Source organism: Aliiroseovarius sp., from assembly GCF_030148435.1.
In the GTDB taxonomy this organism is placed as follows: domain Bacteria; phylum Pseudomonadota; class Alphaproteobacteria; order Rhodobacterales; family Rhodobacteraceae; genus JASBTN01.
On sequence record NZ_JASBTN010000035.1, the window covers coordinates 1 to 21,408 of the forward strand.

Genomic DNA, 21,408 nt, shown 5'->3' on the forward strand with positions numbered 1-21,408 from the left:
CCAAAGCGGCCAGCCCATCATGGCCCTTGCGGAAGTCCACCGGATCGCTGGCCACAAAAATCCGGACCTTGTGGAATGGCGTGATCACGTGGCCAAGGCCCGCGCGAGATCGGCGATCCGTGACGCTGGTGTCGCAGCATCGACCAAAACCTAGACCGTCAGGACTTGGGGGATGTCGATAAGCTCTTTGAAGAGAAGCTATCAGGGGCATCAGCAAAGGATCGTCCTGAAATGCAAAGTATGATCGACTTCGCCCGCGATGGTGATGAAGTCGTGGTCTGGTCGATTGATCGCATGGCACGTGATCTTCGTGACCTGCAATCCGTTATCCAAACCCTCAATGAGAAGAACGTGTCCATATCGTTCCTGTCTGAGAATCTGACATTTGCCCCTGCCAGCAATGACCCATTTGCGAAGCTGCAACTTCACCTGATGGGCGCATTTGCCGAGTTTGAGCGTTCGATCATCCGTAAACGTCAGGCCGAAGGGATCGCCAAGGCAAAAGCCAAAGGTGTCTACAAAGGTCGAAAGCCCTCCATTGATCCTGGGAAGGTCATGGAACTGCATCGTCAGGGCCTTGGACCAACTAAGATCGCCAATGAGATGGGTATTAGCCGTGTCAGCGTTTATCGGGCGCTGAAAGCGCTCAGAGAGCGCACAGAAGCCCGCCTGAGAGCGCCTAAAGCATCAAGTGACGGATGGGTCCGCAACATGAAATGGCCCTAACAGGCGCCTCAGTGTTGCTAGAAAATGGTATCCTGATGCTGTAGAACAAAACGTAGAACAAAGTACCAAACGCAACCAATCTCTCGAGATCAGTGTATCGTTTTTTTGTAGTAACTTATGTGATCAAAATACGAGGATGAAGGCTCTCCTGGGCACCACTCATCCCGAAAAAGCCACAACATACCAATGTGTTACGGATTTCTTGGTCCCTTTAGGGGTGACACAAGGGGTAACATAAACTTCGCTTGTCGTCTTGGAATTGGGGGAGCATCCGTCCCAATGGCGGAATATGTTCAACTCAATTGGGGTGCTCCGAGTGAGTTACCACCATGAGTATAGTTTTCATAAAACTTTCCCCATAAAGGACACAGCTTCGCCCAGTTTGACGAATATTGCTTTTTAGACAAACTCAATCTGAGGCATATCAATGGATCAGAAAACACTTTGGAAGAAGAGCAGTTCGTCAAGTCGCCCCGGCGTCGAAATTCCTGACGGAAATGGATGTGATCAGAAACGGAAATCCTGTTTCGCGTGGCGGAGATTGCTGCGTTCGGAGACGGGTGCCGTGTCAGTGGATTGGCTTGTCCTGACGGCGGCCATCGTAATGCTCGGATTTGCAGTCGTATCCCAAGTCAGCGGAGGGACACAGGAGTTGTCCGGAAACGTGAGGAAATGCGTAAGAATCCAGGCAAAACTGGTGGCGAAGGACATCCCGTACGAGAAGCAGCTGAAGAGGATCGCCCGCAGGTGCTCCAAACTGTGAACCAGCGCATGCGGCTGCGGACTGAGCGCTGAACCACTACAGTTAAGTCAGCTTGGGGTCAGACCATGCGGATCACGTCCTTGTCGATGGACAGCATATAGCCGCGCCGGGCGATGGTCTTGACCAGAAGCTCGGACATCAGCTGATTGCCCAGCGCATCGCGCAAGCGCTTGATCCGGGTTGCTCCGGCGGCCTCTTCGCAGTCCGACGCATCACGGCCCGACACGATCGCCTCCAGTTCGGCGCCCGAGAGAACGTCGTCATCCATGCGCGCCTCGGCGAGGACGGACAGGGTTTCGATCGCCGCTTCGGTCAGGGTGAACTCCATATTGTTCAGATAGACCGTGCGCTCTTCGCGCGAGATCAGCAGCGAATTCACCTGGATACCTGCCCGCTCGATCTCTCCCATACGGCGGTTGAGCCCGATGATGGTGGTCAGGAACACCAGCGCGGCGACCAGCAGGGCGGTGGAAAAGATCAACAGCACGAAAATCACCACACGGTAGCTGGTCAGGGTATCGGCAAACGCCGTGCCCGACTGCGCCAGGATTTCCAGCAGCTTGATCTCGGCGCCCGAGGTCAGGTCGTCGTTCTGGATGAAAATCTGCTCCACCCGTGCATTGAAGGCGTTCGCATCCGGCAGGTTGACGAAAAGAAGAACGGCCGCCACCAGCAGGATGGCCACAATCACCACCATGCCGATCGGCACGACCCGGGCGCCAACCAGGGCTGGCAGGCGGCGGGCTTCAGAAGCGAAGGAAGTAGGCTCCGGCACTGTCTTTCCTTTGATTCAATCCGCTTGCGTCGAATATGCCCAGCACGTTCAGCAAGGTCCAGCCGTCCCGGGAAATCCGCCCGGCAATCTGTTGGGCGGCGGCCCGCTTCGATCCACAGGCCGTCTCGGGAAGCTCGATCACACCATAGTGCAGTTTCAGCGGGTTGTCGCGCTTGGCCTTGTAGTCCGCGAAGCAACCGGCCTGTGCCGGCAGGGCCATCGCGGCCATCAGGCCAAGGGAGAGGAGTGCATGTTTCATCATGAGGCGATCCTGCGTGGCGAAGGGCAGTTATTCAATAACAAAAGGGGGTTCGGCGCATTGTTATGCCATGACAAGGGGCCGATATTGTTTGGCAGAGCGCTCCTCCCGCATCGTTGTCCCATCCCGAATGCATGCTGCCATGCCCCAACAGGAGAAACGACGATGATGACCCCCTTTGCCCGCCTTGCCACGACCGTGACCCTGAGCCTGGGCCTCGCGCTCAGCCCGATCAGCGCCACCCCCGCAAAAGCCAATGGCAACAACGATGCCTGGGTGGCCGCCCTTCTGGGCCTGGCGATCGTCGGTGCGATCATTGATGACAATCGTGGCGACCGCTACCGTGGCCGCGACCTGTACCGCCCGGATCGCCCGAGCCGCAAGGCTCTGCCTGCCCGCTGCCTCCAGCGGTTCGAAACCCGTGACGGTACGCGCCGCTACTTTGGCGCGCGCTGCCTGGACCGCAATTACCGCTTTGCCAGCCGCCTGCCGGCCCGCTGCGAAACCCAGATCAGGATCCGCAACCGCCACGGCGATCGCGTGCGCCGCGAAGTTTTCAACCCGCGCTGCCTGCGCCGCGAAGGCTATTGGGTTGCCGGTCGCCGGTGACAACAACTACGAGCGCGGTGCGTATCCCCTGAAACCTGGCCGCGCCTTTGGCCCCTGCGCGAGAGTGATGTGCGGGGGTCAGCCTGGCGGGAGGGCGTCGCCTCCCGCCTTTTTTCTTGCCCCCTTCCCGCAGATACGCGACAGGAGGACATGGACAAACAGAGCCCCGATTTCAGTTTCGAGCAAGCCGCGATGGATCGCGGCTTTCCCCGTATCGCCGGTGTGGACGAGGTGGGCCGCGGTCCGCTGGCCGGTCCGGTCACTGCCGCCGCCGTCGTCCTGGACCCGGCGCGCATCCCACCCGGGCTGAACGATTCCAAGAAACTGACCGCAAAACGGCGCGAGGCGCTCCATGCGCAGATCCTCGACATGGCCGAGGTCTCGATCGCCCATGCCTCGGTCGAAGAGATCGACGAGATCAATATCCTGCGCGCCTCGCATTTGGCGATGGAACGTGCAGTGGCCGGGTTGAAGATCCCACCTGACCACGTGCTGATCGACGGGAATCAGGTCCCGCGCGGTCTGGCTGTTTCCAACGAAACAATCATCAAGGGCGACGCCCGTTCATTGTCGATCGCGGCGGCCTCAATTGCGGCCAAAATATGTCGAGATTGTGTCATGGTGGATTTGGCGCAACAGCACCCCGGTTACGGGTGGGAAAAAAACGCCGGATACGGGACCAAAGCACATATGGAGGGGCTGCGAAATCTTGGTGTGACCCCACACCATAGGCGTTCGTTCAAACCCATCCACAATATCTTGTATCAAGAGTAAATCGTAAGCCGTTGATTCAAAAAAGAATTTGACGGCGAATCTCTCCTGACTCATTCTGGACCCACCAAAACGAGTGCGAATGCACCGATCCCCTGAGCGTGAAAACACGCCGGTACAATGAGGCAGACATGACGACGAAGACCAAAACAAAAGCGGCTGTACAGCTGCCCCTGAACCAGATTCTGGATGGTGACTGCATCGAGGTGATGAACAGTCTGCCGGAGAATTCCGTCGATCTGATTTTTGCCGATCCGCCCTACAATCTGCAGCTGAAAGGCGAGCTGCACCGCCCGGACAATTCCAAGGTCGACGCGGTCGACAACGACTGGGACCAGTTCGACAGTTTCCGCGTCTATGACGACTTCACCCGCGCCTGGCTGAAAGCCGCGCGCCGTGTGCTGAAACCGAATGGTGCGATCTGGGTCATCGGCTCCTATCACAACGTGTTCCGCATGGGTGCCGAGCTTCAGAATCAGGGCTACTGGATCCTGAACGACGTGGTCTGGCGCAAGTCGAACCCGATGCCCAATTTCCGTGGCAAACGCTTTACCAACGCCCATGAAACGCTGATCTGGGCCTCGAAGGCCGAGGGCGCCAAATACACGTTCAACTACGAGGCGCTGAAGGCGCTGAACGAAGGCGTTCAGATGCGCTCGGACTGGGTCATTCCGATCTGCACCGGGCACGAGCGGCTGAAAGACGAAAACGGCGACAAGGCCCATCCGACCCAGAAACCCGAGGCTTTGCTGCATCGCGTGCTGGTCGGCTGCACCAACCCCGGTGACGTGATCCTGGACCCGTTCTTCGGCACCGGCACCACCGGCGCGGTCGCCAAGATGCTGGGCCGCGATTTCATCGGCATCGAGCGCGAGGAAAACTATCGCAAAGTCGCCGAGAAACGCATTTCGAAAATTCGCAAGTTCGACAAGGAAGCCCTGACCACCACGCCGTCGAAACGCGCCGAACCGCGCGTGCCCTTCGGCCAACTGGTCGAACGCGGCATGCTGCGCCCGGGCGAGATGCTGGTCAGCCCGCGTGGCAAGACGGCCAAGGTGCGCGCTGATGGCACGCTGATTTCCGATGACGTGCGCGGTTCGATCCATCAGGTCGGCGCGGCGCTGGAAAGCGCGCCCAGTTGCAACGGCTGGACCTACTGGCACTTCAAGCAGGACGGCAAACGTGTGCCGATCGACGTGCTGCGTCAGCAGATCCGCGCGGAAATGAACTGATCCACGACAATTGAATTGGCAGGGGGGCGCAAGACCCCCCACACCCGAGGTACCGCCAGTGCCTGTGGCCCATCCACGGCACTACCTAACTGACCCCGCCCTTGTGGCGGGGCTTTTTTTGTCCTCTATGGGGGCATGACCCCGGTGCTCTATTCCTTCCGCCGCTGCCCCTACGCGATCCGCGCCCGCCTGGCCCTGGCCAGCGCCGGGGTGACGGTTGAACTGCGCGAGGTGGTGTTGCGCGACAAGCCTGCGGCCTTTCTGGAAGCCTCGCCCAGCGCGACGGTGCCCTGTCTGGTGGCGGGCGGCGTGCTGGATGAGAGCCTGGACATCATGCTCTGGGCGCTGGGCCAGAACGACCCCGAGGGACTGCTCACCGAGCCCGCACCGGAGTTGACTGCGCGGTTCGACGGGGAGTTCAAACACGCGCTCGACCTGACGAAATACGCGGTGCGCCATCCGGAGAGTGACCCGGAACAAACCCGCGCTGTGGCGATGGAGATGCTCGGCGCTTTGGAGCCGCAGCTTTCCGACGGCTGGCTGTTCGGCACCCGCCCCTGCCTGCCCGATCTCGCCATCCTGCCCTTCGTCCGGCAGTTTGCCATGATCGACAAGCGACGGTTCGACACCGAAGCCACGCCGCGTGTTTCCGCCTGGTTAGAGACCTTTCTGGCCTCCGACCGGCTGGCCAACGTCATGCAGAAACGTCCGGCCTGGCAGCCGGGCGATGCACCCGTCCACTGGCCTAACGAATGACCGGCGACGGCAGGGTGCCCGCCTTGTAGGGCGCCCAATCGGTGATCTCGGGGTAATACATGCCACGCCACTTGCGCACGCGCTTGTTCATCACGCGCCGCCACAGGGGCGGGATCATCGCCGCCACAGTCATGACCGGATAGCCATAGGGCAGCTGCGGCGCCTCGTGATCCGGGTAGGTCTGCAACAGCGGGAAACGGCGCGCGGGTTTGTAGTGGTGGTCCGAATGGCGCTGCAGGTTGATCAAGAGCCAGTTCGACGCCATCTGGTCCGAGTTCCAGCTGTGGTGCGGCCGCACGGGTTCGTATTTGCCATCGCCCAGATGTTTGCGGGTCAGCCCGTAATGTTCGACATAGTTGGTCAGTTCCAACTGCCAGATCGCGATGAAACCCTGCCAGAAGAACAGGGCAAGGCCCAGCCAGCCGCCGAAAATCACCGCCAGGATCACCGCCACCATTTGCAGCGTACCATAGCGCCAGAACGGATTCGCGGCGTCCAGGGCGCTTAGATCGCGCCGCGCCAGCATCGCCTTTTCCGCCCGCCAGGCCGATCCCGGACCGGTCCCGAGCACCCGGAAGAAATAGCGGTGGAACCCTTCGTTGTAACGCGCGGTCACGCCGTCGCGGGGCGTACCGACATGGGGGTGATGCACCAACAGGTGTTCGCTACGGAAATGGGAATAGAGCACCGTGGCCAGCAGCAGGTCCGCCAGCCAGCGCTCGAACCGATTGGACTGGTGCATCAATTCGTGGCTGTAGACAATCCCCACCGCGCCGGTCAGCACGCCGACCCCGAAAAAGACGCCGAATTTCTCCCATAGGTCCAGATGCCCCGCGCCGGTCACATACCAGATCGTCGCATAGATCAGCACGACCTGAATGGGCAGCCAGATCCAGGTGATCAAACGGTACCAGAACAGCTCCTTCTCAGGGGTTCCGACATCCGGGTTTCGCGAATTGCGGCCCAGGGTGGCATCCAGGATGGCATAGAGCCACCAGGTGCCCATCGGCGGCAGCAGCAGGAACCAGCCGCCTTGGGTCGCCGCCAGCCAGACCGTGGGCAGAAGGGACAGCGACAGGGCAAAAGGCAGGGCGCTGGACAGTTTCGAAACTTTGGACGCGGGAACCATGACGGACCTCTCTTCTACCCCCGGCGCGTGGCTTACAGGAAAACCTCTTTGATCTCAATGCGGCACAGGGGGCGTCACAGGGGGCGTCAAGGTGGAGCGCGCAAGCTCGTAAGCCTTGCGCATCACCGTGGGCAGGTCTGAAGCGCGCACGGGTTGAAAGGCACCACGGTCGGGTTTGGCATCCGGCGGCAGTTCAGCCACGCGCAGCGACAGGCGCAGGTGGAAATGGGTAAAGGTGTGCCGCACCTCGGCGCCAGGATCCTGCCAGTCGGCAGTGATCGGTGGCGCCTCGCACGGCGTGTCGCCCCATTGCGCCCCAGGCCAGCCCAGCATGCCCCCCAACAGCCCCTTGTCCGGGCGGCGCTCCAACAGCCAGGCGCCATCTTCGCGGCGCGCCAGATATGCGATGCCGTAGCGGGTTGGTTTCGGCCTCTTTGGCGTCTTTTTGGGCAGAGTGGCCTGCACACCGGCCGCTCGGGCCAAACAGTCACTATTCCACGGACAGATGCCGCATCCGGGGCTTTTTGGCGTGCAGATCGTGGCCCCCAGATCCATCACGGCCTGGGCGTAGTCCCCGGGTCGGTCCGCCGGTGTCAGGCCGGTGGCCAGCGCTGTCAGCTCCGGCTTGGCGGCGGGCAGGGGCGTCTCGACGTGAAACAGCCGTGCCATGACCCGTTCGACATTGCCGTCGACCACGGTCTCGGTCCGATCAAAGGCAATCGCGGCAATCGCGGCTGAGGTATAGGGGCCAATGCCCGGCAGCTCCATCAGCCCGGCGCGTGTGTCAGGGAATCCGCCGCGCGCAGTAACCTCGCGCGCGCATTTCAACAGGTTGCGTGCCCGGGCATAATAGCCCAGCCCGGCCCATTCCCCCATGACCCGGTCATCCGAAGCCGCGGCCAGATCCTGCACGGTGGGCCAAAGCGTCATGAACCGGGTGAAATAGTCCCGCACGGCGGCCACGGTGGTCTGTTGCAACATGACTTCGGACAGCCAGACCGCGTAAGCGTCGGGCACCACTCCCATCGTGCGATCAGCGGGGGAGACCCGCCAGGGAAGCACCCGCGCATGACGGTCGTACCAGTCCAGCAATTCGGCAGAAGACGGGGACGCTCCGCAATCACGCATATATTTTTTTACCCTTCTGCCGATTGTTATGGCATAGCGCCGCCGGACCCATAGAATAGCGGCCATGACGAAGGACGCCAGACATAGTGCAAAACGGGGCGCAAATGAGCCCCCGAAAAAGCCCGAACGCCGCATGCGCGGGTTCGAGCGCACCGCGTCTTTGCTGACCACGCGGATCCGCAAGGTCGGTGAAAGCCGGGGCTTTGCCGTGTCGCGCCTTTTGACCCACTGGGCCGAGATCGTCGGCGACCAGACCGCCAGCGTCGCCCGGCCCGTGGACGTGAAATACGGCCGTGAAGGGTTTGGCGCCACACTGACCGTGCTGACCACCGGGGCGCAGGCCCCGATGCTGGAAATGCAGAAGGAACAGCTGCGCGAGAAGGTCAATGCTGTCTACGGCTACGCCGCCATTGCCCGCGTGCGCATCACCCAGACCGCACCCACCGGTTTTGCCGAGGGGCAGGCACAATTCACACCGGCTCCAAAGCCGGAAAAACAGATGACCCCGCAGGTCAGGGCGAAGGCGGCCAAGACCGCCGCACCCGTGCAGGATGACACCCTGCGCGATGCCCTCGAACGGCTGGGTCAGAACATTCTATCCCGGCAGAACAACAGAAAAGGCTGAATTATGGACCGTCGTGCATTTACTCTTTCCCTGGGAGGGCTGGTCGCCTTTGGCGGCGGGGCATACCTGATGACCCGCAATGATGGCGGATTGCCCGGGTTCTCTCCGGCGATGGCCGCGGAAGACGATGTGACCCCGGCCGCCGATATCGTTATGGGCGACCCGGATGCGCCGGTCACTCTGATCGAATATGCCTCCTACACCTGCCCCCATTGCGCCAACTTCCATGTCGATAGCGCCGTCCCGCTGAAGGCGGAGTATGTAGATACCGGCAAGGTCAGGTTCATCCACCGCGAGGTGTACTTTGACCGCTTTGGCCTCTGGGCCGGCCTGATCGCCCGTTGCGGCGGCGAAAGCCGCTACTACGGCGTGAATGATCTTCTGTACCGCGGACAACGCGACTGGATCGGCTCGGGCGACCCGGAAGAGGTGCTGGAAAACCTCAAGGCGCTGGGCCGCAAGGCCGGCATGAGCAACGAAGAGATGGAGGCGTGCCTGAACGACCGCGACATGGCCGAAAGCATGGTCGCCGCCTATCAGAAGAACGCGGCAGCGGACGAGATCAATGCCACCCCGACCCTGATGATCGACGGCGAGAAACATCCGAACATGTCTTATGAGGACCTGAAGGCGATCCTCGACGAAAAGCTGGGCATGTGACCCGGAACTCCCGGTGGGCGGGGCGGCGCCTTGCCCACCGATCAGAGCCTAATTCAGCCCGATCCGGTCGAATTCCGCATCTAACAGCCCCCAATCCGACAGCTCCAGACGCACCGGCACGCTCAGCACCTTGGGCCGGAAGGCCGCGGGCAGGCGCACTGCGTCCTTTTCCGTCGTGACCAGCTGCGCGCCGATAGTAAAGGCCTCCATCTCGAGCCGTCGCATCAGCGCCTCGGTCAGGGGTTGGTGATCGCCCAGCGCCTCGGCCCGGTGCAGGTTCGTGCCCAGGGCACGCAGGGTGGCGAAGAATTTCTCGGGATGGCCGATCCCGGCAAAGGCCAGCACGTCGAGCCCCTTCCAATCCATGCCGGTCATCAGTGGCTCCAGATGGCCCGTGACATGCGCGCAGGGCGGGTCGGGCCATGTCGCTGCAAAACCGGCCTGCGCGGCGTCCGGACCGATTGACAGCAGCAGTTCCGCACGGGAGAGACCCGCATGCACCGGTTCGCGCAGGGGGCCCGCCGGGATGCAGCGCCCGTTGCCGAACCCCTTCACCGCATCCACCACGACAATGGACAGGTCCTTGTCCACGCCCGGATTCTGAAACCCGTCATCCATCAGGATCGCCTGCGCGCCCGCGGCCTCGGCTGCCTTGATGCCGGTCACGCGGTCCTTGGCCACCCATGTGGGCAGGAAAGCGGCCAGCAACAGGGGTTCGTCACCCACCCGGGCGGCGGAGTGCTTGCGTTCCTCGACCCGCAGCGGCCCCTGTTCGGAGCCTCCGAATCCACGCGACACGGCATGGACCGTGATCCCCTTCGCGCCCAGGTGCTGGGCCAGGGCAATCACGGTCGGGGTCTTGCCGGTGCCGCCCGCGTTGATATTGCCCACACAGATCACCGGCACCCCGGCCCGGTAGCCTCCACCACGGGCCAGACGACGTGCTGTTGCGATGGAATAGAGCCTTCCCAGCGGGGCCAGAAGGCGCGCACGCCAGTCCGGGCGGTCGGGTGGGGTGAACCAGAACAAGGGCGCGCGCATGTCAGACTCCCCGCCGGTCCAGAGTGTCCATGATCAGCTCGCAGATCCGGTCGGAAACCTCGGCCCCGGAGGTCGAAACCTCCCAGGCAGCCGCAGCCATCGTGGCCGCCCGTTCCGGTGACAGGAGCGCCTCAAGCTCATCCCCCAGCTTCGAGCTATCCGGTACCCGCCGGGCCGCACCCGCTTCGGCCAGGCGGTTGAACCGTTCACCGAACCGGGCCGGGTGCGGGCCAAACAGGATTGCCGAACCCAGCGCGGCCGCCTCATGCGGATTGCGCGGCGCCTGGCCTTCGAAGGTCTGCCCCATGACCGTGACCGGCGCCAGGCGATACCACAACCCCAGTTCCCCCGGCTGGTCGGCCACCAGGATCTGCACATCCGCGCCGGGTTCATCATCGGTGCTGCGCAACGCGACACGCCAGCCGTCCTCATGCAGGCGCGCCGCCAGGGCAGGCCCATCCGAGCTGCACTCCGGCACCAGTATCAACATCAAACGATGCGATCGGCGCGATGCCTGTCGATGGGTTTCGATGATCAGGGTCTCTTCCCCCGGGGCAACACTGACCGCCAGCCACACGGGGCGTGCCGCAAAGATGTCGGCAAGATAGTCGCGTTCGCTCTCCACGTAAGGGAGCGGCGCGCTGCCTTCCTGCAGATACCCGGACAGTTCTACCCGATGGCTCGACGCCCCCAGTCGCCGCAAGTTGCGCGCACTTTGCGCATCAGCGGCCAGAATATGCGAGAACTGCCGCAACAGCACTTTCACCATGCCGGGCCGCCACCTCCAGCGCTGACCGGCCTCGTCCGGCATGCGCCCGTCAATCATCACCACGGGCAGGTTTTCCTCTGCCATGCCGCTCAGCATGACCGGGTGCAGGGACCGATCCGCCCAGACCGCAAGATCCGGTTTCCAGTGCTCCAGAAAAGCTTCGACCGCCTGCGGCACCTCGTAGGGCGCATATTGGTGCAAGGCCGTTTGCGGCAGCAGCGCTTCAAGCTGGTGATGGGGGCTGAAACGTTCGGTTGTGACCAACATGTTCAGGTCCTCGCGCTCCAGCCCAAGGCGGGCGATCAGCTCCGGCAGGGCCATCGCCTCGCTTTCGCCACCGGTGTGGAACCAGACCAGCGGCCCTTCGGGGCGGGGCAGAGAGGCCTCGCCCAGACGTTCAGGCCCGCGGGCGGGTTCTTCTTGCCCGGCCTCGCTGCGGATAACCAATTGCTGATGCGCCCAGGGCAAACCCCGCCTGCGCTGCTGGGTCAACAGCAGCTGCAATCCGGGTGAGAACCCCCTGGGGCGGTTCAGCTGCCCAGTTCCTCGGTCGGGGAGGCCTCGGCCTCTTCCTCGCGCAGGCGGTGCAGGTGGGCGATATAAAAACGCATATGCGCATTGTCGACGGTGCGCTGGGCGCTCGCCTTCCAGGCGTCATAGGCGCTGTCGTAGTCCGGAAAGATTCCAACCACTTCGATCGCTTCGACATCCTTGAATACATTCTTGGTGGGATCTACGAGCTCGCCGCCGAAAACCAGATGCAAACGTTGGGTCATTTTTGTCCCCTTCTTGACCGTTTGTGCGCAACCTAAGGCAACAGCGCGCGGGTTGGAAGGTCAGAAGGGCCAGGTTCCGGCGCCCAGCGCAGAGAGTGCGGAAACTATGCGGCCGAAACTGTCCCGCGCCCGGGTCACGGTGGTGCGGCCCCGCAAATAACCGTGGGTCAGGCCGAGTTCCCCGATGCAATGGGCCTGACCACCGGCAGCGGCGATCCGCGCGGCATAGACCCGCGCATCGTCGGCAAGCGGATCACATTCGGCAGCGACGGTGACAGTCCTGGGCAGATCGGTAAAATCGGTGTCCCGCAGAGGCGCGGCGGTCGGGTCGTCCGGACCATTCGCGCGAATGGCCATGTAGTAAAGGACTTCGTCCCGGGTCAGCATTGGGGCATCGGCGTGATCCAGGTAGGAGCCCGCGTCGTGATCCCCTCCCAGGCCGGGATAGATCAAGACCTGACCGGCAAAATCGATCTCGCCCCGCAGCGCATGAGCCGTGGCCGCGGCAAGGTTGCCGCCCGCGCTGTCCCCGCACAGAAGCAGCGTTCCCGGCCAGGTCTCAGCGGCGTGTCGCGTCGCGGCGATCGCGTCATTGAAAGCGGCCGGGTGTTCGTGTTCGGGGCTGAGGCGGTAGTCCACGGCCAGCACCCGGAACCCGGTACGCACGCAGATCTCGGCGCAGACATCGTCATGGCTGTCCAGCCCGCCAACCACGAAACCGCCACCGTGAAAAAACACCACGGTCGTGTCGGCCCCGTTTACCTGATAGAGCCGACAAGGCACGCCGGAAAAGTCTCTATCCCGGCAGGAAACGCCTTCCGGTTTGGGTTGCCGAAAGGCTGCGCTCATCTCATCGTAGACACGGCGCTGGTCCGTGATGGACATGTCCGTGGCATCAGGGGGATAGAACTCCCCCGTCCGGTGGATGAAGGCCCAGGTCTCGGCGTCGATCAGCGTTTTGTAATCCATAGGCGCCACGCTATGCCGGACCCTGCCCCGCGGCAAGCCTGCGTGCGGACAGGTAGCTGGCGCCCGCCATCGCCGCCGCCGTTCCCAGACACAGCGGCAGCCCGCCGATCTGGTAGCTGAGCCCCGACAGGAGCGTGCCAACAAGCCGCCCCGCCGCGTTGGACATGTAGTAGAAACCCACATCCATCGTGACGCGTTCATGCGAGGTAAAGGCAAGGATCAGGTAGCTGTGCACGGAACTGTTCACCGCAAAGACGAAGCCGAAAACCAGCAGGCCCAGGACCAGCACCGGGGTCAGCCAGGGACCGGGGAAGAGCGACAGGATCGCCAGCAACCCGATGACAAGCGTCAATAGCCCCACCCAGGTGGCCGCGGCATGGGTCATTTCGCCTTCCGGCCGCTCGGCAGCACGCAGAAGCCTGGGCGCCCAGGCCTGCACCGCGCCGTAGGCGATGATCCAGACCGCCATGAAACTGCCGATCATGAAAAACGCGGCCCGGTTGCCTTCGGGCGAGCTATCCGACAGCACGCCGTAGAAATAGATCGGGATGCCGACAACGAACCAGACGTCCCGCGCGCCGAACAGGAACATGCGCGCCAGCGACAGGCGGTTGATGTTGGCGTCCTTGGACCAGACCTGGCTGAATTTGGCTGATTTAGAGCCCTTTGGCAGGCCCGAAGGCATGAACAGGGCCACCGCGACAAGTATCGCGATCAATACCGCCGCCATGCCGACGACGGAAACCGTAAACCCCCAGAGCGCCAGCAGCGCGGCGCCAAGCAGGAAGCCCAGGCCTTTCACGGCATTCTTTGACCCGGTCAACACGGCGACCCATCTGAACAGCCCGCCCTGCCCGCTCGGCGCCAGCAGTTTCACCGCCGACTTGGACGACATCTTGGCCAGATCCTTGGCAATGCCGGACAGGCCCTGCACCACCATCACGTAGACGACCGAGAAGGCCACAGCCCATTCAGGTGAGAGCTGTGACAGCGCGCCAAGGGCCACAATCTGCAGGGATAGACCCGCATAGAGCGTGGCGGTCAGGCCGAACCGCGCGGCGATCCAGCCGGCCGACAGGTTCGTGACCACGCCCATGAATTCGTAGAGCAGGAACAACCAGGCCAGCGTAAGGGCAGAGAATCCCAGAGTGTGGAAATGCAACAGGACCAACATGCGCAAAGCGCCGTCGGTCAGCATAAAGGCCCAGTACGCCGCCGTGACGGCGATATAGGCGGACAGGCCTTCGGGTCTGCTCACAGGTCCGCCGCCACCATGCGGGTCACATCCGCCAGGCGGCAGGAATAGCCCCATTCGTTGTCATACCAGGCATAGACCTTCAGCTGGGTGCCGTTCACCACCATGGTCGACAGCGCATCGATGATCGCGCTGCGCGGATCGTGGGTGTAGTCGGTCGAGACCAGCGGGCGCTCCTCATAGCCCAGGATGCCCTGCAACGCGCCCTCGGCGGCCTGTTTGAACAGCGCGTTGGCCTCCTCGACGGTGGTGTCACGCTCCAGCTCGAACACCATGTCGGTGAGCGAGGCGTTCAGCAGCGGCACTCGCACGGCGTGACCATTCAGCTTGCCGGTCAGCTCGGGAAAAATCTGGGTAATCGCCCTGGCCGAGCCCGTCGTGGTCGGAATGAGCGAATTCAGGGCCGACCGCGCACGGCGCAGGTCCTTGTGCGGCCTGTCGACGATGGTCTGCGTATTGGTCACATCATGGATCGTCGTCATGGAGCCGTGTTTGATGCCAAGGCTCTCCAACACCACTTTCACCACCGGCGCCAGGCAGTTGGTGGTGCAGGAGGCCGCCGTGACCAGGTCGTGGCCGTCATAGATGTGGTGGTTTACACCATAGGCGATATTGGCGGCGTTCGGCTCTTTCACCGGCGCGGACACCACCACCTTCTTCACCCCGGCGGCGTAATAGGGCGCCAGTTTCCCGTTCGTCTTGAAAGCGCCGGTGCAGTCGATCACCAGCTCCACACCCATCTCTTCCAGCGGCAGTTCTTCCAGCGTCCAGTGGTTGGTCAGGCGCATTTGCTGGCCGTTCACCGTGATGCTGTCCTCGTCGTGGCTGATGTCTGCCTCCCAGCGACCGTGCACCGTGTCGAACTCGAACAGGTGCGCGTGCAGATGCGCATCGCCAACCGGCTCGTTGATCAGCACGACCTCACCCGGGATCCCGGTATCATGCAGCGCGCGCAGAACGAGTTTGCCGATGCGGCCAAGGCCATTGATTGCGATACGGGTCATGGGTCTTCTCCGGTTCGGATCATTCAGGGCGGCTTAGGCTCCTCACGTAACAGTGTTGTGACAATCCCCATCACCTTGCACAAGCCCGCGCGCAATGCCAGTTTGCGCCCAGTGCAACAGGGGGCCCTCATGACACAGCATCCGTTCTCGAAATTCGTCGCCATTCTTGGGCGCGGAAAGACCAAGCAGCGGCATCTGACGGTCGAGGAAAGCCGCGAGGCGATGGAGATGCTGTTGGCCGGCGAGACCCATCCCGAACAGGTCGGCGCCTTTCTGATGCTTCTGCGCCTGAAGGAAGAGGCCCCCTCGGAAATCGCCGGGTTCGCCATGGGCACCAAGGCGCGATTCGACCTGCCCGCGGACCTGCCGGAGGTCGATCTGGACTGGTCGTCCTATGCGGGAAAACGTGTGCAGCTTCCCTATTGCATCCTGTCCGCTCTGGCACTTGTGGGGGCAGGCTACCGCGTTTTCATGCACGGGACCGAAGGGCACACGCCGGGACGGGTCTATACCCGCGAGGTGCTGGAACATCTGGGCATTGACGTGTGTGGGTCGTTCGATGAGGCCGCCGCGAACATTCGCGCCACGGGTTTCGCCTATGTGCCGCTGGAAATCCTGTCCGAACGGCTGCGCGAGCTGATCAACCTGCGTCCGATCCTGGGCCTGCGCAGCCCGGTGCACAGCTTTACCCGCATGTTGAACCCCTTCAACGCCAAGGCGTCGATCCTCGGCATTTTCCATCGCGGCTTCATGGACATCCACGCGGGCGCGGCCCAGTTGATGAATGAACCGGCCATGTCCGTGTTCCGCGGTGACGGCGGCGAAGCGGAACGTCGCCCGAACAAGCCGACCCAGGTCTGGACCACCCGTGGCACTGCCGAAGCGGAGGTAGACACCTGGCCCGCCCTGCTGGAGGACGGCCACGCGCCAAAAGACGAGGACATGGACGTCACCCGGCTCTCTGCCATCTGGGCAGGAAGCGAGGAAAGCGCCTACGCCACCGCCGCGATCACCGGCACCATGGCGATTGCGCTGAAGACCATGGGCAAGGCCGACAGCATGGCGGCGGCTCAGTCCCTGGCCAATGGAATCTGGGCAGCCCGTGACAAGGGGCGGATCCCGGGACAGCGTTGAGTCGACGGTGACATGCCCAAGTCCCGACCCAAGTCCCGGCTCAAATCCCGGCTCGATTTGACAAATCCCTTGAAGTTCGGCCAGTTTGGAGAAAATCAACGGGAGCCGAGACGCGCGTGAACATCGACGAACTCAGTGCTACGGCCGAGCAGGCCAGCGACCTTCTGCGCATTCTGTCGAACCAGAAGCGCCTTCTGATTCTGTGCAAGCTGGTCGAGGGTGAAAAATCCGTTTCCCAGCTGCAGGAGGAAACCGGGCTTGGCCAGTCCACGGTCAGCCAGCAGCTGGCCAAGCTGCGAGGTGAAAAGCTCGTATCGGCCCGCAGACAGGCGCAATCGGTGTTTTACACCTTCTCATCGCCCGAAGCCCTGGCAGTGATTGAAACACTCTACCGCGTGTATTGTGCCGATGACTGCTAATCTGGATATAGTTACGCCCTGATCTGGACCTACCGTATTGCGCCTGCGGCTGGTTTTCTCAAGCTCCGATAATCCAATGCGCAATGGACCACCGATGAGCAAGGCCAGCCAGTTCTACTTCGACACTTCGCCGCCTGTATCCGACGAGGTGCGCAAGACCACGTGCTACATGTGCGCTTGCCGCTGTGGAATCAACGTGCATATGAAGGACGGGCAGGTCGCCTATATCGAAGGCAACCGCGACCACCCGGTGAACAAGGGTGTGCTCTGCGGCAAGGGGTCTTCGGGGATCATGCAGCACTATGCCCCCTCGCGCCTGCGCGCGCCGTTGAAACGCGTGGGGCCGCGCGGGTCCGGCGAGTTCGAGGAGATTTCCTGGGACGAAGCGCTGGACATTGCCGCCGGCTGGCTGGAACCGCTGCGCAAGACCGATCCGTCGAAGCTCGCCTTCTTTACAGGTCGCGACCAGAGCCAGAGCTTTACCTCCTGGTTCGCCCAGGCCTATGGCACACCGAACTACGCCGCGCACGGCGGGTTCTGTTCGGTTAACATGGCCGCTGCCGGGATTTACACGATGGGCGGGGCCTTCTGGGAATTCGGCCAGCCGGACTGGGACCGCACCAAGCTGTTCATGCTGTTCGGCGTGGCCGAGGACCACGATTCGAACCCGATCAAGATCGGACTGGGCAAGCTCAAGGAACGCGGTGCCAAGGTGATCGGCGTGAACCCGATCCGCTCGGGCTACAACGCGATTGCAGATGAATGGGTGGGGATCACCCCCGGCACAGACGGGCTGTTCATCCTTGCGCTGGTGCATGAACTGATGGCGGCGGGCAAGGTCGATCTGAACTACCTCTGCCGTTACACCAACGCGGGCTTCATAGTGAATGAAGACCCGAACTCGCCCGAACGGGGTCTGTTTCTGCGCGGCAAGAGCGGCAAGCCACAGGTGCTGGCACGCGAGACCGGCATTCTGATGGATTACGATTGCCCCGCGATCACGCCGGACCTGGCCGGACAGTTCGTCGAAGAGGGCGTGACCCATCGCACCGTGTTCCAGCTGATGGCGGACCGTTACCTGTCGCCGGACTATGCGCCCGAAGCGGTCGAGGCGCGCACCGGCGTACCCGCCACCAGGATCAAGTCGATCGCCGCCGAGCTGGCCCGCGTCGCCTTTGAAGAAGAAATCGTGATCGACCAGCCCTGGACCGACTGGAAGGGCGAGAGGCACGACAAGATGATCGGCCGCCCGGTCAGCTTCCATTCGATGCGTGGAATCTCGGCCCATTCGAACGGGTTCCAGACCTGCCGCGCGCTGCATGTGTTGCAGATCCTGCTGGGCTCGGTCGAAGTGCCCGGCGGGTTCCGCTTCAAGCCGCCCTACCCCAAGCCGCCCGAGGCGCATCCGCGTCCGCATGCCGGTGTCACCCCCGGCCAGCCGCTGGACGGCCCGCACCTGGGCTACCCGCTGGGACCGGAACACCTGCTGCTGGATGACGAGGGCCGCGCGAAACGCATCGACAAGGCGTTTACCTGGGAAAACCCGATGTCGGCCCACGGGCTGATGCATATGGTGATTTCAAACGCCCATGCGGGTGATCCCTACAAGATCGACACGCTGTTCATGTACATGGCCAACATGGCGTGGAACTCGACCATGAACACCTCGGAGGTCATGCGCATGCTGACCGACAAGGGTGAGGATGGCGAATATGTCATCCCGCGCATCATCTATTCCGATGCCTATTCCTCCGAGATGGTCGCCTATGCCGACCTGATCCTGCCCGACACGACCTATCTGGAGCGGCACGACTGTATCTCGCTGCTGGACCGTCCGATCTGCGAGGCCGACGGCGCGGCGGATGCGATCCGCTGGCCGGTGGTCGAACCCGACCGCGACGTGCGCGGGTTCCAGACGGTGCTGCTGCAGCTCGGCGCCAAGCTGGGGCTGCCCGGTTTCGTCTGCGACGAGGGCTGGCCCAAGTATGAGGACTATGCCGATTACATCGTGAACCACGAACGGCGCCCGGGTGTCGGGCCGCTGGCCGGTTTCCGGGGTGAGGACGGCACCGGCGATGGTCGAGGAGACCCTAACCCGGCCCAAATCGACCGCTATATCGAAAACGGCGGTTTCTGGGTGTCGCATGTCCCGGATGAGGCCACCTTCTACAAACCCTGGAACAAGGGGTATCAGGAATGGGCCGTGGCACGCGGGTTGTTCGATGCCGAGGCACCCTATGTCTTCAACCTCTACGTCGAGCCGATGCGCAAGTTCCAGCTGGCCGCCGAAGGTCATGGCGCGGTGCAACCGCCCGAGCATCTGCGCGAGCGTGTGCGGCGCACCATGGACCCGCTGCCGATCTGGTATGAACCGTTCGAGGACGGCAATATCGACACGGATGAATTCCCGATCCACGCCCTGACCCAGCGACCGATGCACATGTATCACTCCTGGGGGACGCAGAACGCGTGGCTTCGGCAGATTACCGGCAAGAACAGTCTCTATCTTCCTACGAAACTCTGGGATGCCCATGGGTTCGAGGAGGGCGACTATGCGGTGGTAACATCCGCCCACGGGTCGATCACCGTGCCCGTCGCCCATCAGGCCGGGCTGAATGAAAACACCGTCTGGACCTGGAACGCCATCGGCAAGCGCAAGGGCGCCTGGGCGCTGGACGAGGGCGCATCGGAGGCGGGCGAAGGCTTTCTTCTGAACCACCTGATTCACGAGCTGCAACCGCCCAAGGGCGACGGGCTCAGATGGGCGAATTCGGACCCTGTCACCGGCCAGGCCGCCTGGTTCGACCTGCGCGTAAAAATCGAAAAAGCAGTGCCTAAACCTGCGGAATCGCAGCCCGCGCATCCACCGATCAAATCCCCCGTGGGCAAAGGCCCCGCCAAGGTTGCGAGGAAGATATGACCTGCCTGCCCTCCTCGACCCAGAAGAAGCTGGGCCTGGTCATCGACCTGGACACCTGTGTCGGCTGCCACGGCTGCGTGACCGCCTGCAAAGGCTGGAACACGCAGAACTATGGCGTGCCGCTGTCGGATATCGACCCCTATGGCGCGGATCCCCAGGGCACCTTCCTGAACCGCGTGTTCAGCTACGAAGTCCAGCCCGAGGGCAAATCCGCCCAGACCGTGCATTTCCCGAAGAGCTGCCTGCATTGCGAGGACGCGCCCTGCGTGACCGTCTGCCCGACCGGCGCGAGCTACAAGCGCGAGGAGGACGGGATCGTTCTGGTGAACGAGGACCGCTGCATCGGCTGCGGCCTCTGCGCCTGGTCCTGCGCCTATGGCGCACGCGAACTGGACCGCGACGCCGGTGTGATGAAGAAATGCACGCTCTGTGTGGACCGTATCTACAACGAGAACCTGCCCGAGGAAGATCGCGTACCCGCCTGCGTGCGCACCTGCCCCTCCGGTGCACGGCATTTCGGCAATCTGGGCGATCCGAACTCGGATGTCTCGAAACTGGTCGCCGACCGTGGCGGGTTCGACCTGATGCCGGAACAGGGCACCCGCCCGGTAAACAAATACCTGCCACCCCGGCCCAAGGACGAGATGGACGTGCCCGCGTTGAAGCCGGTCGCGACCGAAGCCAGCGGGTTTCTGGGCTGGCTCGACAAGGCGCTCGGCCGCATCCCCGGAAAGGGGGACCGGCTCCCGACCAAGGAGACGGTGCAGGAAACGGTGCAAGAAAGTGAGAAGGTCTGATGCATCCCGCCCCCTCCGTCATCATCTTCACCACCCTGTCCGGCCTTGGCTTCGGCCTGTTTGCTTTCCTGGGGCTGGGTCTGCCGGATGTTTCCGGCTGGGTAGCCTTCGTCTTCTTTGCCATGGCCTATGCGCTCAGCTGCACCGGGCTGCTGGCGTCGACCTTCCACCTGGGCAATCCCAGGAACGCGATCTATGCGTTCAGCCAGTGGCGCAGCTCGTGGTTGTCGCGTGAGGGGATCATGGCGGTCGCGACCCTTCTGACCTTTGCGCCGGTTGCGATCGGACGGGTTTTTCTGGACATGGAGCTGGCACTTTTGGGTGCGATAGGCTCTGTTTTTGCCGTGCTGACCGTCTTTACAACCTCGATGATCTACACCCAACTGAAGACCATCGCGCGCTGGCACATGCCGCTGACACCGGTGCTGTTCCTGCTCTATGCCGGGGCTGGCGGTGCCTTGTTGGCCGGTCAGGCAAGTCTGGCCGGCGTGCTGACCCTCATCGTGACCGGCGCGCAGCTTCTGGCGTGGAAACAGGGCGATGGCCGGTCAACCACCGGTGATCTCGGCGCGGCCACCGGGCTGGGTGAAATCGGCCAGGTGCGCCTGTTGGAAAGTGCCCATACCGCGCGCAACTATATCCTGGACGAGATGGCCTTCCAGGTCGGCCGCAAGCACGTGCAGAAACTGCGCATGATCGCGACGCTCTGCGTTGGCGCCCTGCCCGCCCTGTTGCTTCTTGCCCTGCCCGCCGGCCACCTGACCGCCCTGATCGCGGTGGTTCTGCACGTGATCGGGGTGGCTGCTTCGCGCTGGCTGTTCTTTGCCCAGGCCGAACATGTCGTGGCGAGCTATTACGGACGGTGATCCATCGTTGATCCCTGGCCCGCTT

Annotated in this window: 23 protein-coding genes; 13 read left to right on the forward strand and 10 right to left on the reverse strand. The window is 62.6% G+C overall.

Translation table 11 applies throughout. From position 1 onward, the window contains the following. Nucleotides 1-165: 165 nt before the first annotated feature. Nucleotides 166-726, forward strand: coding sequence for a recombinase family protein (locus Q1V43_RS06045; RefSeq protein ID WP_300515249.1), 561 nt, complete (start codon nucleotides 166-168; stop codon nucleotides 724-726). A gap of 541 nt (nucleotides 727-1,267) precedes the next feature. After that, nucleotides 1,268-1,489, forward strand: a complete 222-nt coding sequence (locus Q1V43_RS06050; RefSeq protein ID WP_300515347.1) for a hypothetical protein — start codon at nucleotides 1,268-1,270, stop codon at nucleotides 1,487-1,489. A gap of 58 nt (nucleotides 1,490-1,547) precedes the next feature. Here Q1V43_RS06050 and Q1V43_RS06055 read toward each other — a convergent pair whose 3' ends face one another. Continuing rightward, nucleotides 1,548-2,186: a hypothetical protein gene (locus Q1V43_RS06055; RefSeq protein WP_300515349.1), complete on the reverse strand. Its 639-nt coding sequence runs from the start codon at nucleotides 2,184-2,186 to the stop codon at nucleotides 1,548-1,550. Between the two features lie 49 nt (nucleotides 2,187-2,235). Further along, a complete protein-coding gene (locus Q1V43_RS06060) occupies nucleotides 2,236-2,523 on the reverse strand; it encodes a hypothetical protein (RefSeq protein WP_300515352.1) in 288 nt (95 codons plus the stop codon). A gap of 165 nt (nucleotides 2,524-2,688) precedes the next feature. On the opposite strand from Q1V43_RS06060, the gene Q1V43_RS06065 reads away from it, so the two are divergent. The 4 genes from Q1V43_RS06065 (at nucleotide 2,689) to Q1V43_RS06080 (ending at nucleotide 5,891) form a co-directional block, all read left to right on the forward strand. Then, nucleotides 2,689-3,132: a hypothetical protein gene (locus tag Q1V43_RS06065; protein ID WP_300515252.1), complete on the forward strand. Its 444-nt coding sequence runs from the start codon at nucleotides 2,689-2,691 to the stop codon at nucleotides 3,130-3,132. A gap of 69 nt (nucleotides 3,133-3,201) precedes the next feature. Then, nucleotides 3,202-3,906 carry a ribonuclease HII gene (locus Q1V43_RS06070; protein ID WP_300515255.1) on the forward strand — a complete coding sequence of 235 codons (705 nt, stop codon included), beginning with the start codon at nucleotides 3,202-3,204 and terminating at the stop codon, nucleotides 3,904-3,906. A 128-nt stretch (nucleotides 3,907-4,034) separates the two neighbouring features. Next, nucleotides 4,035-5,135, forward strand: a complete 1,101-nt coding sequence (locus tag Q1V43_RS06075; RefSeq protein WP_300515258.1) for a site-specific DNA-methyltransferase — start codon at nucleotides 4,035-4,037, stop codon at nucleotides 5,133-5,135. 135 nt (nucleotides 5,136-5,270) lie between these two features. Further along, nucleotides 5,271-5,891, forward strand: a complete 621-nt coding sequence (locus Q1V43_RS06080) for a glutathione S-transferase (RefSeq protein ID WP_300515261.1) — start codon at nucleotides 5,271-5,273, stop codon at nucleotides 5,889-5,891. On the opposite strand, the gene Q1V43_RS06085 is transcribed toward Q1V43_RS06080, so the two are convergent. Together Q1V43_RS06085 and Q1V43_RS06090 are read right to left on the reverse strand one after the other, a co-directional pair. After that, nucleotides 5,881-7,020: an alkane 1-monooxygenase gene (locus Q1V43_RS06085; RefSeq protein WP_300515263.1), complete on the reverse strand. Its 1,140-nt coding sequence runs from the start codon at nucleotides 7,018-7,020 to the stop codon at nucleotides 5,881-5,883. The genes Q1V43_RS06080 and Q1V43_RS06085 overlap by 11 nt on opposite strands. A 54-nt stretch (nucleotides 7,021-7,074) precedes the next feature. Continuing rightward, the gene (locus Q1V43_RS06090) at nucleotides 7,075-8,148 is read right to left on the reverse strand and encodes an A/G-specific adenine glycosylase (RefSeq protein WP_300515266.1); all 1,074 of its coding nucleotides are present in this window, start codon (nucleotides 8,146-8,148) and stop codon (nucleotides 7,075-7,077) included. Between the two features lie 133 nt (nucleotides 8,149-8,281). On the opposite strand from Q1V43_RS06090, the gene Q1V43_RS06095 reads away from it, so the two are divergent. Together Q1V43_RS06095 and Q1V43_RS06100 are read left to right on the forward strand one after the other, a co-directional pair. Continuing rightward, on the forward strand, nucleotides 8,282-8,773 hold the full coding sequence (locus tag Q1V43_RS06095) for a DciA family protein (protein WP_300515269.1): 492 nt from the start codon (nucleotides 8,282-8,284) through the stop codon (nucleotides 8,771-8,773). A gap of 3 nt (nucleotides 8,774-8,776) precedes the next feature. After that, nucleotides 8,777-9,433, forward strand: coding sequence for a DsbA family protein (locus Q1V43_RS06100; protein WP_300515272.1), 657 nt, complete (start codon nucleotides 8,777-8,779; stop codon nucleotides 9,431-9,433). 48 nt (nucleotides 9,434-9,481) lie between these two features. On the opposite strand, the gene lpxK is transcribed toward Q1V43_RS06100, so the two are convergent. The 6 genes from lpxK to Q1V43_RS06130 form a co-directional block, all read right to left on the reverse strand. After that, nucleotides 9,482-10,474: a tetraacyldisaccharide 4'-kinase gene (gene lpxK, locus Q1V43_RS06105; RefSeq protein WP_300515275.1), complete on the reverse strand. Its 993-nt coding sequence runs from the start codon at nucleotides 10,472-10,474 to the stop codon at nucleotides 9,482-9,484. Nucleotide 10,475: 1 nt separating this feature from the next. Beyond that, nucleotides 10,476-11,690, reverse strand: coding sequence for a glycosyltransferase N-terminal domain-containing protein (locus Q1V43_RS06110; RefSeq protein WP_300515278.1), 1,215 nt, complete (start codon nucleotides 11,688-11,690; stop codon nucleotides 10,476-10,478). An 83-nt stretch (nucleotides 11,691-11,773) separates the two neighbouring features. Then, entirely contained in the window at nucleotides 11,774-12,019 is a 246-nt protein-coding gene (locus tag Q1V43_RS06115; protein ID WP_300515281.1) for a DUF4170 domain-containing protein, read from the reverse strand. A 60-nt stretch (nucleotides 12,020-12,079) separates the two neighbouring features. Beyond that, a complete protein-coding gene (locus Q1V43_RS06120; RefSeq protein ID WP_300515284.1) occupies nucleotides 12,080-12,988 on the reverse strand; it encodes an alpha/beta hydrolase in 909 nt (302 codons plus the stop codon). Nucleotides 12,989-12,998: 10 nt separating this feature from the next. After that, nucleotides 12,999-14,246: an organoarsenical effux MFS transporter ArsJ gene (arsJ, locus tag Q1V43_RS06125; protein ID WP_300515287.1), complete on the reverse strand. Its 1,248-nt coding sequence runs from the start codon at nucleotides 14,244-14,246 to the stop codon at nucleotides 12,999-13,001. Next, the gene (locus Q1V43_RS06130) at nucleotides 14,243-15,247 is read right to left on the reverse strand and encodes an ArsJ-associated glyceraldehyde-3-phosphate dehydrogenase (protein WP_300515290.1); all 1,005 of its coding nucleotides are present in this window, start codon (nucleotides 15,245-15,247) and stop codon (nucleotides 14,243-14,245) included. Before Q1V43_RS06130 ends, arsJ begins: the two co-directional genes overlap by 4 nt. A gap of 129 nt (nucleotides 15,248-15,376) precedes the next feature. Here Q1V43_RS06130 and Q1V43_RS06135 point away from each other — a divergent pair, with 129 nt between their 5' ends. From Q1V43_RS06135 to Q1V43_RS06155, 5 genes are all read left to right on the forward strand, one after another. Next, nucleotides 15,377-16,381, forward strand: a complete 1,005-nt coding sequence (locus Q1V43_RS06135) for a glycosyl transferase family protein (RefSeq protein ID WP_300515293.1) — start codon at nucleotides 15,377-15,379, stop codon at nucleotides 16,379-16,381. A gap of 116 nt (nucleotides 16,382-16,497) precedes the next feature. After that, on the forward strand, nucleotides 16,498-16,800 hold the full coding sequence (locus tag Q1V43_RS06140) for a metalloregulator ArsR/SmtB family transcription factor (protein ID WP_300515295.1): 303 nt from the start codon (nucleotides 16,498-16,500) through the stop codon (nucleotides 16,798-16,800). Nucleotides 16,801-16,894: 94 nt separating this feature from the next. Beyond that, a complete protein-coding gene (locus Q1V43_RS06145) occupies nucleotides 16,895-19,720 on the forward strand; it encodes a molybdopterin-dependent oxidoreductase (protein ID WP_300515299.1) in 2,826 nt (941 codons plus the stop codon). Continuing rightward, nucleotides 19,717-20,517 (forward strand): 4Fe-4S dicluster domain-containing protein, encoded by an 801-nt coding sequence (locus Q1V43_RS06150; protein ID WP_300515302.1) that lies wholly within the window; start codon nucleotides 19,717-19,719, stop codon nucleotides 20,515-20,517. The genes Q1V43_RS06145 and Q1V43_RS06150 overlap by 4 nt, the downstream gene beginning before the upstream one ends. Next, on the forward strand, nucleotides 20,517-21,383 hold the full coding sequence (locus Q1V43_RS06155; protein ID WP_300515304.1) for a DmsC/YnfH family molybdoenzyme membrane anchor subunit: 867 nt from the start codon (nucleotides 20,517-20,519) through the stop codon (nucleotides 21,381-21,383). The genes Q1V43_RS06150 and Q1V43_RS06155 overlap by 1 nt, the downstream gene beginning before the upstream one ends. Nucleotides 21,384-21,408 lie beyond the last annotated feature (25 nt).